Annotated in this window: 17 protein-coding genes and 1 tRNA gene; 12 read left to right on the top strand and 6 right to left on the bottom strand. The window is 38.3% G+C overall.

Translation table 11 applies throughout. From position 1 onward, the window contains the following. Positions 1-11: 11 nt before the first annotated feature. The 4 genes from I6J03_RS13605 to I6J03_RS13590 all read right to left on the bottom strand — a co-directional run bounded on the left by I6J03_RS13605 (position 12) and on the right by I6J03_RS13590 (position 3,127). On the bottom strand, positions 12-734 hold the full coding sequence (locus tag I6J03_RS13605) for a carboxymuconolactone decarboxylase family protein (RefSeq protein WP_198137143.1): 723 nt from the start codon (positions 732-734) through the stop codon (positions 12-14). 162 nt (positions 735-896) lie between these two features. Further along, positions 897-1,343 carry a nuclear transport factor 2 family protein gene (locus I6J03_RS13600; protein WP_003011896.1) on the bottom strand — a complete coding sequence of 149 codons (447 nt, stop codon included), beginning with the start codon at positions 1,341-1,343 and terminating at the stop codon, positions 897-899. Positions 1,344-1,392: 49 nt separating this feature from the next. Continuing rightward, entirely contained in the window at positions 1,393-2,034 is a 642-nt protein-coding gene (locus tag I6J03_RS13595; RefSeq protein ID WP_003011894.1) for a flavodoxin, read from the bottom strand. A 16-nt stretch (positions 2,035-2,050) separates the two neighbouring features. Next, positions 2,051-3,127, bottom strand: coding sequence for an alpha/beta hydrolase (locus I6J03_RS13590; RefSeq protein WP_039990538.1), 1,077 nt, complete (start codon positions 3,125-3,127; stop codon positions 2,051-2,053). 196 nt (positions 3,128-3,323) lie between these two features. On the opposite strand from I6J03_RS13590, the gene I6J03_RS13585 reads away from it, so the two are divergent. Continuing rightward, positions 3,324-4,217, top strand: a complete 894-nt coding sequence (locus I6J03_RS13585; protein ID WP_003011890.1) for a helix-turn-helix domain-containing protein — start codon at positions 3,324-3,326, stop codon at positions 4,215-4,217. Positions 4,218-4,222: 5 nt separating this feature from the next. Here I6J03_RS13585 and I6J03_RS13580 read toward each other — a convergent pair whose 3' ends face one another. Beyond that, the gene (locus I6J03_RS13580; RefSeq protein WP_003011888.1) at positions 4,223-4,708 is read right to left on the bottom strand and encodes a hypothetical protein; all 486 of its coding nucleotides are present in this window, start codon (positions 4,706-4,708) and stop codon (positions 4,223-4,225) included. Between the two features lie 366 nt (positions 4,709-5,074). Here I6J03_RS13580 and I6J03_RS13575 point away from each other — a divergent pair, with 366 nt between their 5' ends. The 9 genes from I6J03_RS13575 (at position 5,075) to I6J03_RS13535 (ending at position 12,942) form a co-directional block, all read left to right on the top strand. Continuing rightward, a complete protein-coding gene (locus I6J03_RS13575; protein ID WP_003011885.1) occupies positions 5,075-5,299 on the top strand; it encodes a TIGR04139 family peptide modification target in 225 nt (74 codons plus the stop codon). A 61-nt stretch (positions 5,300-5,360) separates the two neighbouring features. Further along, positions 5,361-5,567 (top strand): TIGR04139 family peptide modification target, encoded by a 207-nt coding sequence (locus I6J03_RS13570; protein ID WP_003011883.1) that lies wholly within the window; start codon positions 5,361-5,363, stop codon positions 5,565-5,567. 18 nt (positions 5,568-5,585) lie between these two features. Beyond that, a complete protein-coding gene (locus I6J03_RS13565; protein ID WP_003011881.1) occupies positions 5,586-5,813 on the top strand; it encodes a TIGR04139 family peptide modification target in 228 nt (75 codons plus the stop codon). Between the two features lie 101 nt (positions 5,814-5,914). Beyond that, complete coding sequence (gene gwsG, locus I6J03_RS13560) at positions 5,915-6,817, top strand: grasp-with-spasm system ATP-grasp peptide maturase (protein WP_003011879.1); 903 nt, start codon at positions 5,915-5,917, stop codon at positions 6,815-6,817. 1 nt (position 6,818) lies between these two features. After that, positions 6,819-7,016 (top strand): hypothetical protein, encoded by a 198-nt coding sequence (locus tag I6J03_RS13555; protein WP_198137142.1) that lies wholly within the window; start codon positions 6,819-6,821, stop codon positions 7,014-7,016. Continuing rightward, positions 7,013-8,101 carry a grasp-with-spasm system SPASM domain peptide maturase gene (gene gwsS / locus I6J03_RS13550; RefSeq protein ID WP_232279849.1) on the top strand — a complete coding sequence of 363 codons (1,089 nt, stop codon included), beginning with the start codon at positions 7,013-7,015 and terminating at the stop codon, positions 8,099-8,101. Before I6J03_RS13555 ends, gwsS begins: the two co-directional genes overlap by 4 nt. Before the next feature lie 2 nt (positions 8,102-8,103). After that, positions 8,104-10,305, top strand: a complete 2,202-nt coding sequence (locus tag I6J03_RS13545; RefSeq protein WP_003011875.1) for a peptidase domain-containing ABC transporter — start codon at positions 8,104-8,106, stop codon at positions 10,303-10,305. Continuing rightward, a complete protein-coding gene (locus I6J03_RS13540) occupies positions 10,295-11,602 on the top strand; it encodes an HlyD family secretion protein (protein ID WP_201693735.1) in 1,308 nt (435 codons plus the stop codon). Before I6J03_RS13545 ends, I6J03_RS13540 begins: the two co-directional genes overlap by 11 nt. After that, positions 11,602-12,942 carry a TolC family protein gene (locus I6J03_RS13535; RefSeq protein WP_201693733.1) on the top strand — a complete coding sequence of 447 codons (1,341 nt, stop codon included), beginning with the start codon at positions 11,602-11,604 and terminating at the stop codon, positions 12,940-12,942. The genes I6J03_RS13540 and I6J03_RS13535 overlap by 1 nt, the downstream gene beginning before the upstream one ends. A gap of 103 nt (positions 12,943-13,045) precedes the next feature. On the opposite strand, the gene I6J03_RS13530 is transcribed toward I6J03_RS13535, so the two are convergent. Then, a tRNA-Met gene (locus I6J03_RS13530) sits at positions 13,046-13,119 on the bottom strand. Between the two features lie 325 nt (positions 13,120-13,444). Between I6J03_RS13530 and I6J03_RS13525 the strand changes: the two genes are divergently transcribed. Together I6J03_RS13525 and I6J03_RS13520 are read left to right on the top strand one after the other, a co-directional pair. After that, a complete protein-coding gene (locus I6J03_RS13525) occupies positions 13,445-13,822 on the top strand; it encodes an START-like domain-containing protein (protein ID WP_003011865.1) in 378 nt (125 codons plus the stop codon). Positions 13,823-13,908: 86 nt separating this feature from the next. Then, a complete protein-coding gene (locus tag I6J03_RS13520; protein ID WP_003011863.1) occupies positions 13,909-15,393 on the top strand; it encodes an LptF/LptG family permease in 1,485 nt (494 codons plus the stop codon). The last annotated feature ends 29 nt before the right edge of the window (positions 15,394-15,422 follow it).

Below are 15,422 nucleotides of genomic sequence, written 5' to 3'. Positions count from 1 at the left end.
ATTGTTAGATTCTACTTCTTACTGTTCAATACCTCGTTCAGAACATGCTGTACTGCTTTTGCTTCTTTGCTGCCGACAGTGGATTTGATAACACCTACAAACTGCTGCAACTGATCAGGTGTTAATCCCACATTCAGACACAGATTAAAATGAGAACGTAACATGGGCTCGACTCCACCGATACCGCTAAGTACGGACACGGTTATCAGTTCCCGTTCTTTATACGTCAGCACATCCCGTTCAAAAATATCGGCAAAGAGATGTTCTTTCAGAAAGATCTCTATAGGAGGGGCAAATGCAGCATATCCGGTTTTTGGCCCGCTTTCAGTGATACCGCTCAGCTCTTCCAGTATAGCTTTTCCTCTATCGTACTTAGGCTGCTGATCTGCTATAGGTGATGCCTCAGTCCCTGATATATCTTCAATCCCTTTTGCCTTACGCTCATCCACCACCGCCATAAAGGTTTGTAAACCTCTGAGACTCCGGGGAAATCCGGCATAAGCATAGACGTGTATAAGTACTTCCCTGATCTGATTGACAGTCAATCCGGCATCAAGTCCTTTGTTTAACTGTGTTTTTAACTTTGAAAGCTCGCCTTTTCCTGCTAATGCTGCAATGCCAATATACGCCTGCTGCTGTGCATTCAGGTTTTGACTTTCTGACATTTGAGCATTCGCATCAGTTGTAAAAATTACGGTCACGACAAACAGTATTGATTTTATTTTCTTCAGCATAATTTTTGTATTTTTCAGCATATATTAAATCTGTATTTCTCTCTAAAAATCCTGACCCTACAAAGATCCTCATCAGATTATAGTTTTTGCGGATACGTATTACGGTTTTCCCTACCCATATTACTTATTCATCCTTTTCAGCATTCCGCTGATTGCTGTATATCAGTTCTTAGCAGGAGTAAGTAACTTCGTAAATGACAGCGAACCCAGTTTCCAGACTCCATCCTTTCTGATATATACTTCCGTTACCATAAATGGATTTATTACTTCATTTCCACCGACAATGGCCAGGAGATCGATTCTGTTTAATAATATGGCAGTTTCTTCAATTATTTTTACAGACACTTCATGTATATCTGCTTTTTTATACCAGATATTTCCGTTTTTGATTACATCGAGCTCTTGCTGCTTGCCCCATGATCCGCCCATATGCACAAACATTGATTTCCCGTCAAAGAGTTCGTCCAGCTTTTCCACATTTTTATCCGACATCCACTTCCATTTTTCTTTGGAAAGTGCAATGATTTCCTTATCCACATCAGACTGTTGTGCGGACAGGTATACTGTACCAAAAACGGTTAAAAATAACGTGAGGGTGAATGTTTTCATAGCAAAGAGTTTTTATTGATTTATAAATGAAGATTAATCGAAAGTCTGGCTATTCAGTCAGCCCTATTTTCCGTAGCCAGTTGTCCACTTCCACCTGTACCTGCTTTTCCTTGTCTCCTTCTATGGCCAGCAGTATCCCGTCTTTTTCCACGCCGCCCCTCGTAGAAAATCCTTCCAGAACTTTACTATCCGGACAGAATTGTTTGACCGTTTCAAAGGTACTTCCAATGCCGTAACCTCCGTTGGTGTTAAAAGGAATCACCGTCTTCCCCTGCAGTTTATAGGTATTCAAAAAGCTCTTCATTGGCGGAGGCAATTGCATACCCCAGGTTGGAAACCCGACAAAAATCACATCGTAATCAGCGATGTTTTCAAAGGTTGTTTTTAACGGAGGCAGGTAACCACGTGCATTTTCATCTGCTACCTGATTCACAGTTGTCTGATAATGCTCCGGATACGGCGTAACCAATTCCAAAGATACCAGATCACCGCCTGTTTTCTGATGGATCAATTCGGCAACAGCTTTCGTGTTTCTTGTTCGCGACAGATAGACAATTAATATCTTCGGATTTCCTGAGTTCTCACCTTTTTCAGTTTGTAGTTTTTCTTTTCCGGACTGCTCGGCAGAGCAGGATACTCCCGTAAATAAAACGATGCTGAATAACATCCAATACCTCATCAACTTTTTCATTGCCCTTCTCTTTATTTTAATCCAGTTTTTTCTCCTTTAACCATTTCGATAACTCGTCAGCTACCTGAATATTATTGAGATCTGAAAATGGAAAATGGGTGTTACCTTTGATCCCGACTTCAGGCAGATGGATCACTGTTGCATCCCCGCCATGCTTATTGACAGTCTCTGCCCATCGTCTTGCCATTTCTAAGCCGGAGCGCCAATGATCTTTATTCCAGATCGCACTGGGTTCTTTGGCTATATTATCGCCATAGTAAATGACAATCGGTATTTTGGTGAGCTTATTAAAATCCGACAATGCTATTTCCACGCCACTCAATGCACCGAAAAGTCCTGTCGAGTTTATCGGCTGAGGCAATTCACCTTTCGGAAACAGAAATGAACTGTACGGCTCATAGGCTACAACGGCTTTTACCTTATCATTCCTGATGGCTGTCATCCAACCCGGACCTCCTCCCTGTGAATGAGTAACCAGAATGCCTTCACCAGTCTTCTCAAATAATGCAGATACAGCATCTGAAATAACATTTGCATCAAAGGCTCCTGTATTTGGCGTCATCTGTCTGAAGAACTGCTCAAGAGAAGCCTTGTCTTTCGGAAACTGTACGTTGGGAAAATAGTCGGGATAATTTCCTATCCTGAATTGTGTAAACCAAAACTGTTCGTCCGCTGCTGGAGTTATTGTGGTCTCGACCATGCTCTTCCCCGCATCCCCACGCCTCGGCTGATCAAGCAGATAAACCGAAAATTGTCTGCGAAGGAAAATGTTCTGGAAACCTTCTCTCCCGTCTGCTGTCGTTTCCCAAGTTTTCTTAGACTGACCTGCACCATGCAGAAAAATCAGGGGATATTTACGAGCGTGAAGCGGTTTTTGATAGAATGCATAGGCATGATCGCCGTGATAAGTCTGTCCCTGAGGTTTCAATGCATTGTTCACATCAAAAGAACCCGGTTCAGTCCGTTTGGTGCCGCCAACAGCAAAACTACCCTGTTCTTCTATGGTCAGTACATTTTTCGCTGCTCCTCCTTTATAGGTGCTGCAACTTACTGAAAGACCTGCCAATACTAATATTATGTTGAATTTATTCATTGTTTTAACTTTAATATGTTTAGAGAACCATTTCATATCCGTCATACAGAACTCCTGATAGTACAAAGGTCTGATTTGATCTGCAATGAAATTGTATACAGATTACGGATTGTGGTACCAATATTACCTGTAAGAGTTTGTCAATTGGTATTCTTATTTTATAAAGTATACTTTTGTATAGATAAAAACGAAGGCCATGGGAGATATCATTAATTTTCGTAACATTCATGAATACAACGTATTCAATAACAATGAGACTTTACACCCGTTGGTAAGTATTGTTGATCTTGATAAAGCTGAACCGCGTCAGCTCAGAAGATTGCAGTATGATTTCTATACTGTATTCTTTAAAAAAATACATTGCGGGGATCTTCGTTATGGTCTGAATAATTATGATTACGAAGAAGGTACTTTGATCTTTCTGGCACCCGGTCAGGTTATAGGTGAAAACGGAGATACGTATTATCAACCTCAGGGCACGGCTCTGGTTTTTCACCCGGACTTACTATTAGGTACCTCTCTTGGAAAGAAGATACGGGACTATACCTTTTTTTCCTATGCAGTAAATGAGGCTTTGCATCTGTCCGAACAGGAAAGAAAGATTATACTGGATTGTTTTGACAAGATCCGATACGAACTGAAACATAGTATAGATAAGCATACCAAGCAGTTGATCGTCTCTAATATCGAACTGTTTTTGAATTACTGTGAAAGGTTCTATGACAGACAATTTATCACCAGAGATAATGTAAATAAAGGTGTATTAGAGAAATTTGAAGAATCACTGAACAGTTATTTCGCTTCTGAAAAACCTTACAGTGTAGGTTTACCTTCTGTAGCTTATTTTGCGGATGAACTGAATCTCTCCTCTAATTATTTTGGAGACCTTATAAAAAAAGAGACCGGTAAATCTGCTCAGGAATACATCCAGAATAAAATTATTGATATTGCGAAGGACAAGATCTTCGATAGTAATAAGACGATCAGTGAAATCGCATATGAATTAGGCTTCAGATATCCTCAACACTTTAGCAGATTGTTTAAGCAAAGGGTTGGCTATACGCCGAATGAATACAGAAGTCTAAATTAGGCAGATCATAAATAATTGTCTATTGTTATACCGTCACCGTAAGCATCTATTATAACAGCAAAATTAGAAGTTGAAACAGCCCGTAACCGGCCGTTGGAATACTCTAATTTGCAGAAAGGATTTGATGTGGTACTGTACAGAGACCATACTATTTTTCCGTCTATATCCAGTTTGGCTATAAAACCTTCATTTCCCATTTCCCCCTCTCCGCAAACAAAATTATATAGGTTGTCTATCGTAATCTGATCATTGATCTGGCAAACGGACCAGATGTCATTGTCATACTTTTCAATGATTTCGTTTAAGGAAGTCGTTCCTGAAATACTAAAATGGTATTCCTTTCCGAAAGTATTCTTTATTTCCTGATTTTCATTCGCGGAGATATCAATTAACTTCATACTCCCATCTGAAAAAACTATAGCATCTATTCCTACCAATTCGGACTGATGCCAATGTTCCTGCATTGTATTATACATTACCTTATCCTTCATAACTATTAAAATTAAAATATTCAGATGAAATTTGGCTCTTAAGATTCCGATTACATTAAAATGATTACGGGTAATCCATTGCAAAAGAGTCAAAACTGGTATATGCAAAACTTTGCAGATGAAAGAAAGTCTTATAATACCCCTGTCTCACAATACTCCTCCTCATAAACCAGACACTGTTAATGACTTCCTGAAAAGTAACAGGATGCGAAAGATTGCGGAAACGAATATTTCTCAGAAATCTGCAAAAATATACCAGTACCAGTCGAATATGTATCGCCCCAAAAGACCTTTCACTTAATAACTAATTTTAAAATGTGCAAACGTTGTGCACATCATTTACTAATCTTTAAAATTTTTTAAAAAATGAAAAAATTAAATGGAATGAAGAGCTTCTCTTCTTTAGAAAACAAAAAACTAGAAAGTGAAAACCTGGAAGGTGTAGCAGGAGGTCGTGCTCAGGAACGTTACTCCGAAGTCACTTCTAATTTCTTAAATGCTGACGGTGCGCGCGATTATGACATGTACGTTGGGGGCAGATTTGTAGGCCGCGGATGGGATACATCAGACTGTCCAATTACTCATTATTAATTAATCTTAACATGTACACACGGGCTGTACATTATTTACTAATCTCTAAATTTTAAAAAAAATGAAAAATTTAAATGGAATGAAGAGTTTCTCTTCATTAGAAAACAAAAAACTGGATTTGAACAGTTCTACAGCAGTATTAGGTAGTTTGGAAGGTGGTCCTAAGTACATCGCATCTAATTTTCTGGATGAAAACGGATGCAGAGATGTTGACTACTACCACGGTGGTAAATGGCGCGCAAGATTTTACGATTGTTCAGGTTGTTAATCTTCAAGTTTTAAAGAAATGAAAAAGTTAACAGGAATGAAGGACTTTTCTGCTTTGGAAAAGAAGAAAGTCGATTTGAATGTCATCGGTGGATTAGCGATGTCGATGAACCAGGGATTCTATGAAATCCAATCAAACTTCGTAGATGCACATGGTTGCCGCGATGTAGATGTGTATGATGGAAATGGCGGTGCATACTTATCAAGAGTATGGATCAAAGACGGACGATTCCCACACTTTGATTAAACCCCATCTCATTTTTCACACATTTTTAAAGCGTAGGCTGCTTGCAAAAGCAGCTTACGTTAAAAAAGTATAATCCTTAATATACCAAACTATTTAAAAGTATGATTTTAATCATCTCCAAAAACAATGAAATCACGACTACGACGGTCATAAAATGGCTTCGTGCATTGCATAAGCCCTTTATCCGCATTCATGAAGATGAAGTTTTTGAAATACATACTTCTAAAAAAAGAATCGTTTTAAAAAGTCAGCGGAATCAGTTTTTTCTGAATGAGATAAGCGCTGTATGGTATAGACGGGGAGGGATAGCATTTAATGAACTTAGATATCATAATCAAGCTATAGATCGCTATATGTTTGAGGTACAACATTGGTTAACGGATTATGTAATCCAGACTCTGGAAGGGAAAAAACATATTAACAAGCAAAGTAACAGCCATGTAAACAAACTGTTGGTTCTGGAAAAAGCAAAAGAAGCAGGATTGGATGTACCGGACTATTTTTTGGCTGAGGATATGGAAGATGTTATCGCCAATCAGACTATTGTAAAACCAATATCCGGAACACCGATAATAGATGATATTCAGGAAAACCAGAGCGGAATAATGTATACATCGCTGATTGAGCAAAAAAAAGAATCGGACTTCTTTATTTCTTTCTTTCAGGAAAAGATCGAAAAAGATTTTGAAGTAAGAAGCTTCTTTTTAAACGGGAAAATTTACTCAACAGCTATTATCTCTCAAAACGATGAAAAGACCCGAATAGATCACAGAAGATACAATACCCAAACTCCAAATAGAAATGTACGATATAAACTTCCGGCAGAAGTGGAACATAAAATTGATGTATTGATGCAATCCTTAGACTTAAACAGCGGCTCTCTGGATTTTATTAAGTCCGGTGATACGTTTTACTTTCTGGAAATCAACGCCATTGGCCAGTTCTTAGGCATGTCAAACACCTGCAACTATGGCTTGGAAAAAGAAATAGCAGCATACTTATAATATGGAAGACAAAGTAAAAGACCTGATACTACAGGAAAAGAACAAATTGCCACTGACCTTTGAATACATGGAGTTTTTTGGCAATAAACGTTCGGATAATCCGGATTCAACTTCATCGGATTACCTGAAATGTTCGACGTATCAGACAGATTATTTATTACGCACAAAACCATTCAAACCATTGACCAGACTACTATGAGATTCTTCAATTTGTACAGTGATATCTATATAACTAAAGGATATAATCGTATACTGATTTCGGATTTAGGAAGAAGTATTTCCAAATTATATCCCTTAGAATTATATGAACTTATAGAAGAATTAAAATCGGCTTCTATTGAATCCGTACTGGAAAATTATGATCCCGGATCCAAAATTATTATACAGGAATACATCGGTTATCTATTGGAAAGGGAATATGGTTTTATAACAGAAGGTGACTGGGATAAAAATTTTCTCCCCTTATCTTATGAGTACCACGATTATCAACAAATCTCTAATCTGTTTATAGAAGTTGAAAAATTAGAAATACCTGAATCGTTAGTACAATCCATAGCCAACCTGAGGATCAGACATCTGGTTGTCTTTTGCAGAAGCACAATTTCTTCGCAGGAACTAATAGATTTTGACAAAGTTTTTGACAATACAGCACTGGAAGGTCTGGAACTATATTCAGCTTATTCAACGGAGTTAAACGCAGATTTTTTTCAGAATATTCACGATTACACTCAGCGTATTTATCACCTTGTATTTTATCAATGTGAGGAGACTCCTCTAAGCCCGGATACGAATTACAGATTTACACTGGATTTCAAAAAAGATCCGCTATCGATCCATTCCTGTGGAAAAGTAAACGTTGATTATTTCAATACGAATATGCCTAAAGTTTTGGAAGCCATTAACCATAATTCCTGCCTTCACAAAAAGCTGGGAATTGATAGAAATGGCAATATTAAGAATTGCCCGGCAATGCCTCAATCTTTTGGCAACATAAACAAAATGACTTTAGAAGAAGTGCTGCAGCAAGGTGCTGTTCAGCAATACTGGAACATGACAAAAGACGAAATTACAGTTTGTAAAGATTGTGAATTTAGAAATGTGTGTACCGATTGCAGGGCTTTTACAGAACGCTCAGATTACAATGAATCAGGACTGGATGTCTCTAAACCCTTGAAATGCGGATATGACCCCTACAGTAATGAATGGTCAGAATGGTCATTAAATCCTTTAAAGGAACTGGCGATGACATATTATGGTTTTGAAAAATTAGCTCAAGAAAAATAGACATGGCCAAATTTCCGTTTTATAAACAACCCGACTCCAAAGATTGCGGACCTACCTGTCTCCGTATTATCAGTAAATATTACGGGAAAATATTATCGCTGCAGATGCTTCGCGATCTGTCCGAGACGACCCGCGAAGGCTCCAGTCTTTTGGGGCTGAGTAAAGCTGCCGAATCCATAGGATTTAAGACCCTTTCCGTAAAAATAGATTTTAAGACTCTTGTGGAGGAAGCACCTCTACCCTGTGTTGTATTCTGGATGAAACAACATTTTGTTGTTGTCTATAAGATCGAAAAAAATCGTCAGGGCTATCGCATACATATTTCGGATCCAAGCTACGGGTTGATCAGTTATTCAGAAGAGGAGTTTTTGCAACACTGGATCGGCAGAGGTGCGACTGATACAACAGAAGAAGGTATTGTACTCCTGCTGGAAACTACAGCACGTTTTGATCAACAACAGGATGTTACAGATAAATCTTTCTCTATTACAAACTATCTGAAACACTATTTTTTAAAATATAAATCCTTTATCATTCAATTGGCTCTGGGACTGATCGGAGGAAGTTTGCTCTCTCTGGTATTTCCATTTCTGACACAGAGTATAGTTGATATTGGGATTCAGAATCAGGACCTGAATTTTATATATCTGGTGCTGTTTGCACAGATTATGCTGTATATCGGACAAATGGGAATAGAAGTGATCAGAGGATGGATTCTGCTACATCTTTCTTCCCGGATCAATATTTCTATTGTATCTGATTTCTTCATTAAACTGATGCGCCTGCCTATCAGTTTTTTCGATTCACGGGTGACAGCAGATATTATGCAACGCATAGCTGATCACGGTCGGGTCGAACAATTACTGACCAATAACTCCTTACAGACGATATTTTCATTGATCAACTTTTTGATTTTTGGTGTTGTCCTTCTTCTATACAGCTATAAACTTTTTCTGATTTATCTGGTCGGCGCCATTCTTTACTTCTTCTGGATTGCATTCTTTTTGAAAAAACGAAGAGAGTTGGATTATAAACAATTCTCTCAGTTAGCCGAAGAGCAAGGTCAGGTCATGGAACTGATCAACGGCATGCAGGAAATCAAAATGAACAATGCCGAAACCAATAAACGCTGGCAATGGGAAGGCATTCAGATAAAGGTTTTCCGTATTAAAATCAAGGCGCTTAAGCTTGAACAGGTACAGACAATCGGCGGAAATATTATCAATCAACTCAAAGATGTATTCATCAGTTTTGTAGCAGCAAGCTTAGTCGTAGATGGCTCGTTGACTTTAGGTATGATGCTTTCTGTCCAATACATCATCGGACAACTGAATAGTCCGTTAGCCCAATTTATGAACTTTATCAGACAGTCTCAGGATGCCAAAATTGCATTGGAACGACTGAATGAAATTCATGGCAAGGAAGATGAAGAATCGATGGATAACAGTTATGTATCTGAGATTCCGGAGCAGCATATTTCCGTATCCAATCTGACATTTCGGTATAAAGGATCAACTACTGCTGTATTCGAACAGTTAAATCTGGTGATTCCGTATGAAAAAACTACTGCTATTGTGGGAGCAAGCGGATCCGGAAAAACGACACTGATGAAGCTTTTAACTAAATTTTACGATGCAGACGAAGGTGAAATCAAGATAGGTCATACCGATATACGTCATATAGCACCAAGCATGTGGCGTGCTTCCTGTGGGGTCGTGATGCAGGACGGTTATATTTTCAATGAAAGTATTGCGAATAATATTGCTATAGGAAATATTACTGTGGATAAGCAAAAACTAAAGCATGCTGTAGAAATCGCACATATTAAAGATTTCATTGAATCCCTGCCTCTGAGTTACAATACAAAAATAGGATACGAAGGATTAGGTGTGAGCGGAGGACAGCGTCAGCGAATGTTAATAGCGAGGGCGGTGTATAAATCACCTCAGTATGTATTTTTTGATGAAGCAACATCTGCATTGGATGCAAATACTGAAAAGGTAATCACAGATAATCTGAATCAGTTCCTGAAAGGGCGTACAGCTATTATTATAGCGCATCGGTTATCTACAGTAAAAAATGCAGATAAAATAATCGTACTAGATAAAGGTAAGGTAGTAGAGGAAGGTAATCATGAAGAACTTGTATCCTTAAAAGGAGAATATTATCGGTTAGTAAAAAATCAATTGGAACTTGGAAACTAAAGGCAACATATTAGAAAATATCAATCTGCGTTCAGAGCAGGTTCAGGAGGTATTGGAAACACCACCAAACTGGCTTATTCGTTGGGGAAGTCTGGTTATTCTGGGCATAATTCTCTTATTTTTTTCACTGGCCTGTGTCATTAAATATCCTGAATTTATCACGTCACCCATTATTATCTCCTCTCAGAATCCGCCGGAGAAAATCGAGATCAGGATAGATTCCAGGATTGAAAAGCTGATAGCAAAGGATCAGCAAACAGTGAAGAAAGGAGACTTGCTCATGGTATTAGAGTCATCAGCAGATGATAAAGATATACATCAATTGAAAGGAATTCTTGATTCCATTTCTACAAAGCACCTTTCCAGATTCCCGTTACATCTTGTATCAGGTTTCAGATTAGGAGAAGTCCAGGAAGATTACAATGCCTTTGCGAAGGCACTGGAAGAAGAAATATTGTTCAACAGCCTGCAACCTTATGCTGCAGAAGAAGTCACCGCAACAAAAGGTATCACAGATTATAAAGAACGTATCGCCAATCTGAAACAACAGCATATACTGGAATCAAGTAAATACCAGTTGACCGAAAAAAATTATAAGCGTTCTGAATCATTACATCGCGAAGGCGTAATATCTGCTCTGGAACTTGAAAATGAAAAATTAAAATTATTAGAAGCTCAGAAAAATTTCAAGAATACGGAAATCGCCATTGCTCAGCTGGAAGAAACCATTTTAAATTTCAGAAAACTGAAATCCGGTGCAGATGTGAATATTGTTAAAGAGAAAACATCCTATTCCTCTGCGTCTGTCCTGTTGCTTGAAAAACTAAAGAAATCTCTGCGTCAATGGGAAAGAAATTACCTGGTCTATGCTTCTATAGACGGAACATTAAGCTATCTGCAGTTTTTAGGAGAGAAACAGTTTGTAAAAGCCGGAACGACATTGCTAAGTGTACTCCCGAATAACAGACAGATAACAATAGGACAAATGCATATCGGCGCACAGAATCAGGGAAAGATAAAATCAGATCAGAAAGTATTGATCAAGCTTGATAACTACAAATATCAGGAATACGGAATAATAAAAGGGAAAATCAAATCTATCGCTATGGTTCAGGATAAAGACAGCAAATACTACGTCGAGGTAAGTTTGCCTGAAGGATTACAAACCTCTTATCATAAAACTCTCGCATTTGACAAAGAGCTGAGCGGAACGGCTGATATCGTCACAGAAGAGCTAACCCTGGCAGAAAGGATATTGAGTCAATTGAGAAGTTTACTTAGATACCAGGATAACTAATGTTTACATTTTTTCGATATATACTGCTGACCCTCACAGTCACATTGGTTTCTCACAAGATTTTGCCGGCACAGCAGACTTTTGACTTAAATCAATGTATTGCTATTGCTCTTGAAAAAAACATCGCTGTAGATAAAGCGATGTTGGCTCTGGACAACAAAACCCTGGACATAAAAAATTACAAAAATGAAAGGCTGCCCAATTTAAACGGATTTACAAATATGTTCAGCAATTTTGGACAATCACAGGATATTTTCGGGAATAATGCGAGAAATGATAATTTTAACAGCACACTTGGTCTGTCTTCATCCTATTCGATCCTGAATAATGGTAAACTGAAAAATTCCATTAAAAGATCAGAGAAAGAAATGGAAGCCAGCGGACAGGATCTGGCGTTATTGAAAAGAGAAATAACCCTGAAAACTATCGAGGGTTACCTGAATGTCTTGCTGCAAAAAGAAATCTGCAAAGCTGTCGATACAGCTTTGACATTTGCTGAGCAACAGTTCCAGAAAGTACAAAAGTCTACAGACCTTGGCGCCACTTCACTGACGATATTATATGAAGCAAAGGCGAATTATGAACGTGAAAACGAAAAGAAAAGACGGGCACACTATGCTGTAGATAAAGCAATACTGGAACTCAAACAGATCATGGCTGTGGAACAGAATCAAAATTTTGAGATTAATACAGAGCTTCAGGCTTTATCATCCCTACAGGAATCGAGTTATGACAGCGCAGCCTTATATGCCTCCTTTTTGCAGCAACATCCGGCTTTGAAAAAATATGCCTTATTGAATGAAGCACTGAAATTTGATCAAAAAGCTATAAAAGCGCAACTGTATCCCACCATAGATGCAAGTCTGACACTGGGAAGTTTCTATTTCAGTAATCTGTCCACCGGTTTTGGTAAACTTCCCTTATTCAATCAGCTTCAGAATAATTTTTCTCAGCAGATAGGTTTAACAATCAATATACCTGTATTCAATAAGAATGCAGTAAAAATAGCGGTTCAGAAAAATAAGATACAACAGGCTGAAAATGCGAAGCAACTGGAATTAGAGCAACTTACAATCAAACAGGACCTGGAAAAACAGTTACTGGATCTGGATAATTACCAAAGACAATATAAATTGGCAGCAAATGTTCTGGAAGTAACCAGAAAAGCATTTGAATTAAGCCTGAAAAGTTATGAAGCAGGAAGAATCAGTATATACGATCTGAGCACCTCAAGGTCAAATCTGCTCACATTGGAAAGTGAGCTTATCCAGACAAAATACAATGCTCTATTTACACAAATCATGGTTCGGTATCTGAGTACAGGCGAAATAAAACCTTAAACAAAAAGTAGTGCCACAGCTATATGGCACTACTGAAATAAATAAACCCCTTCCAAAACCGCCTAAAACAACAAAAGCAGACACTTTCGTATCTGCTTTCTAGTAGCGGGGAGCAGGATCGAACTGCCGACCTCAGGGTTATGAATCCTGCGCTCTAACCATCTGAGCTACCCCGCCGTTTTTGAGTATGCAAATATAGCAATATCAACTTACATTCAAAGTAATTTTAGCTATAATTTCTCCTTTTTTTCATCCTCACGCCTATCCATCCGCACAAATCCCTAAAAATGAAAAAAATACACAGAAAAAAGATTTTAAAAATTTATTTTAATAAAACTCTTATTCTATTTTTTTAAACAAAATAAATCTGTATACTTACAAAAAGAGAGTGATCTGCTGCTTTTAAAAGCACAATTACAGGCCTTCTTAACAAACAAGAATGGCACGGTTTTTAACAGTAGAGAGGCAAAAGTAAAACAACTAAACAAGTGCAAAATATCGTATGGAAGAAAAAGTAAAATTTCAACGCGAATATATCATCAACTCGTCTCCACGTATTCTTTTCCCATTTTTGGAAGAGGCAAATGCGTTGGCGCAATGGTTTGCTGACGAAGTTCACTTCCGTGACAACACCTATGAATTTATATGGGATAATGAAAGCCACAAGGCCAAACTTATCGCTTCCAAAGAAAACAAAAGTGTAAAGTTCAAATGGTTGGACGATGAACCCTATTTTTTCGAAATGGAAATCAATCAGGATGAGCTGACAAATGATGTTGCTTTATCCATCGTTGATTTTGCCAAAGAGGATAATCTGGAAGATCGAAAAAAAATCTGGGACAATCAGATAGAATATCTCCAAAGTGTTATTGGAGCATAAAAAATCTTTATCTTTGTAGCATAATAATATATTATGCTACAACTTATTCTAAATTAATAGTGATGGGTTGTACAGTGAGCTGACGAATGAAAAAAATTCACTTATTAATTCTTCAATCTTTCATAAAGCCGTTTATCGTCACATTTTGTATCGTGATGTTTGTGCTATTGATGCTTTTCCTTTTCAAATATATAGATGATTTGATTGGAAAAGGGTTTGAATGGTACGTCATCCTGCAGCTTATCGGCTATCAATGTGCCGTACAAATGCAGATGGCTCTCCCCCTCTCCATGTTGTTATCTTCGATCATGACATTTGGTAACCTGGGCGAAAGTTATGAACTGGTAGCCATTAAAGCTGCCGGAGTATCTCTTCGCAAAGCCATGACCCCCCTGTTTATTCTCGTCGCCCTATTCAGTGCAGGTTCTTTTTTGTTCTCCGATTATATATTACCGGTCGTAAATCTGAAGATGGGTTCCCTGCTCTATGATGTACGGAATAAGAAAGCAGATTTTCTGATCAAACCCGGAATATTTAACAATACCATTCCCGGATATGCTATCCGCGCAAAAAGTAAAAGTAAAGATGGTACTGTATTAAATGAATTGATGATCTACGATCATACATCTGGCAGCTCATCCAACAATGTACTCTTAGCCAAAGAAGGCTTTGTTCAAAACTCTCCGGACAACAACTATATGGTTTTGAGACTAAAAGACGGCATCCGGTACGAAGAGTCAAAAGGGAAAGACAGCAAGTCCTACGATCCCCGGAAGCAGTTTGTACGTTTTCAGTTTAAGGAGACTGAACAAAAATTTGATATGGGTGATTTTCAGATGAAACGTACAGACGAAAATCTGTTTAAATCACATCATGCCATGTTGAATCTTCGTCAGCTCAAGATGTATACGGACTCTAATCATCGTCAGATGGACAGCGTAGGGCGTATGGCTGAACATGATATCCGAAATTATTATAATTATTATTCCAACTACTTCCGTTCTCCGGGTATGAAAATTGTTCCGGCCAAAGTAAAACCGTTCAAGAATCTATTGGAAGATGTGGTTCCTGCCACAGAACGCAGACAGATCGTCGGATCAGCCATGACACAATCCCGTTATATCACAGAGACCTTAGGCAATAAAACACTGGAATACAAGGCGTTCAGAGATAAAGATATCCGCTACCGCTTAGAATTCCATCGCAAATTCACATTGGCAGTCTCCTGTTTACTCCTTTTTGGTATCGGGGCACCGCTTGGTGCAATCATCCGTAAAGGAGGATTAGGACTTCCGGTAGTAATGGCGATTATTTTCTTTCTGATCTATCACATCATATCCACGGTATCTGAAAAAGCAGCAAAAGATGCAAGCTTAGCCCCGATGACAGGGATGTGGATGGCTATAATAATACTTACACCACTGGCTATATTTTTGACCTATAAATCTACTACAGACTCTTCCCTATTCGATGTTGAGCAATATAAACTCAAGGCACAATCGATCTGGAAATGGATCAGAAGCCGGTTCACTAAGGATAAAAATATTCCCCAGCAGGGCACTTCAGTATAATTATGACAGGTTCATTATAAATACTTGTG

The sequence above is a fragment of the Sphingobacterium spiritivorum genome (assembly GCF_016724845.1).
Lineage (GTDB): Bacteria > Bacteroidota > Bacteroidia > Sphingobacteriales > Sphingobacteriaceae > Sphingobacterium > Sphingobacterium spiritivorum_A.
This window is presented reverse-complemented; position numbering and strand designations above follow the sequence as displayed.

What these genes read in the sequence shown, in the direction of transcription:
- I6J03_RS13600 (WP_003011896.1), bottom strand. Translation starts at nt 1,343, where the DNA reads ATGAAAACATTCACCCTCACGTTATTTTTAACCGTTTTTGGTACAGTA.
- I6J03_RS13605 (WP_198137143.1), bottom strand. Translation starts at nt 734, where the DNA reads ATGCTGAAGAAAATAAAATCAATACTGTTTGTCGTGACCGTAATTTTT.
- I6J03_RS13555 (WP_198137142.1), top strand. Translation starts at nt 6,819, where the DNA reads ATGGAAGACAAAGTAAAAGACCTGATACTACAGGAAAAGAACAAATTG.
- I6J03_RS13535 (WP_201693733.1), top strand. Translation starts at nt 11,602, where the DNA reads ATGTTTACATTTTTTCGATATATACTGCTGACCCTCACAGTCACATTG.
- I6J03_RS13565 (WP_003011881.1), top strand. Translation starts at nt 5,586, where the DNA reads ATGAAAAAGTTAACAGGAATGAAGGACTTTTCTGCTTTGGAAAAGAAG.
- I6J03_RS13595 (WP_003011894.1), bottom strand. Translation starts at nt 2,034, where the DNA reads ATGAAAAAGTTGATGAGGTATTGGATGTTATTCAGCATCGTTTTATTT.
- I6J03_RS13590 (WP_039990538.1), bottom strand. Translation starts at nt 3,127, where the DNA reads ATGAATAAATTCAACATAATATTAGTATTGGCAGGTCTTTCAGTAAGT.
- I6J03_RS13585 (WP_003011890.1), top strand. Translation starts at nt 3,324, where the DNA reads ATGGGAGATATCATTAATTTTCGTAACATTCATGAATACAACGTATTC.
- I6J03_RS13545 (WP_003011875.1), top strand. Translation starts at nt 8,104, where the DNA reads ATGGCCAAATTTCCGTTTTATAAACAACCCGACTCCAAAGATTGCGGA.
- I6J03_RS13525 (WP_003011865.1), top strand. Translation starts at nt 13,445, where the DNA reads ATGGAAGAAAAAGTAAAATTTCAACGCGAATATATCATCAACTCGTCT.
- I6J03_RS13520 (WP_003011863.1), top strand. Translation starts at nt 13,909, where the DNA reads ATGAAAAAAATTCACTTATTAATTCTTCAATCTTTCATAAAGCCGTTT.
- gwsS (WP_232279849.1), top strand. Translation starts at nt 7,013, where the DNA reads ATGAGATTCTTCAATTTGTACAGTGATATCTATATAACTAAAGGATAT.
- I6J03_RS13570 (WP_003011883.1), top strand. Translation starts at nt 5,361, where the DNA reads ATGAAAAATTTAAATGGAATGAAGAGTTTCTCTTCATTAGAAAACAAA.
- I6J03_RS13580 (WP_003011888.1), bottom strand. Translation starts at nt 4,708, where the DNA reads ATGAAGGATAAGGTAATGTATAATACAATGCAGGAACATTGGCATCAG.
- I6J03_RS13575 (WP_003011885.1), top strand. Translation starts at nt 5,075, where the DNA reads ATGAAAAAATTAAATGGAATGAAGAGCTTCTCTTCTTTAGAAAACAAA.
- gwsG (WP_003011879.1), top strand. Translation starts at nt 5,915, where the DNA reads ATGATTTTAATCATCTCCAAAAACAATGAAATCACGACTACGACGGTC.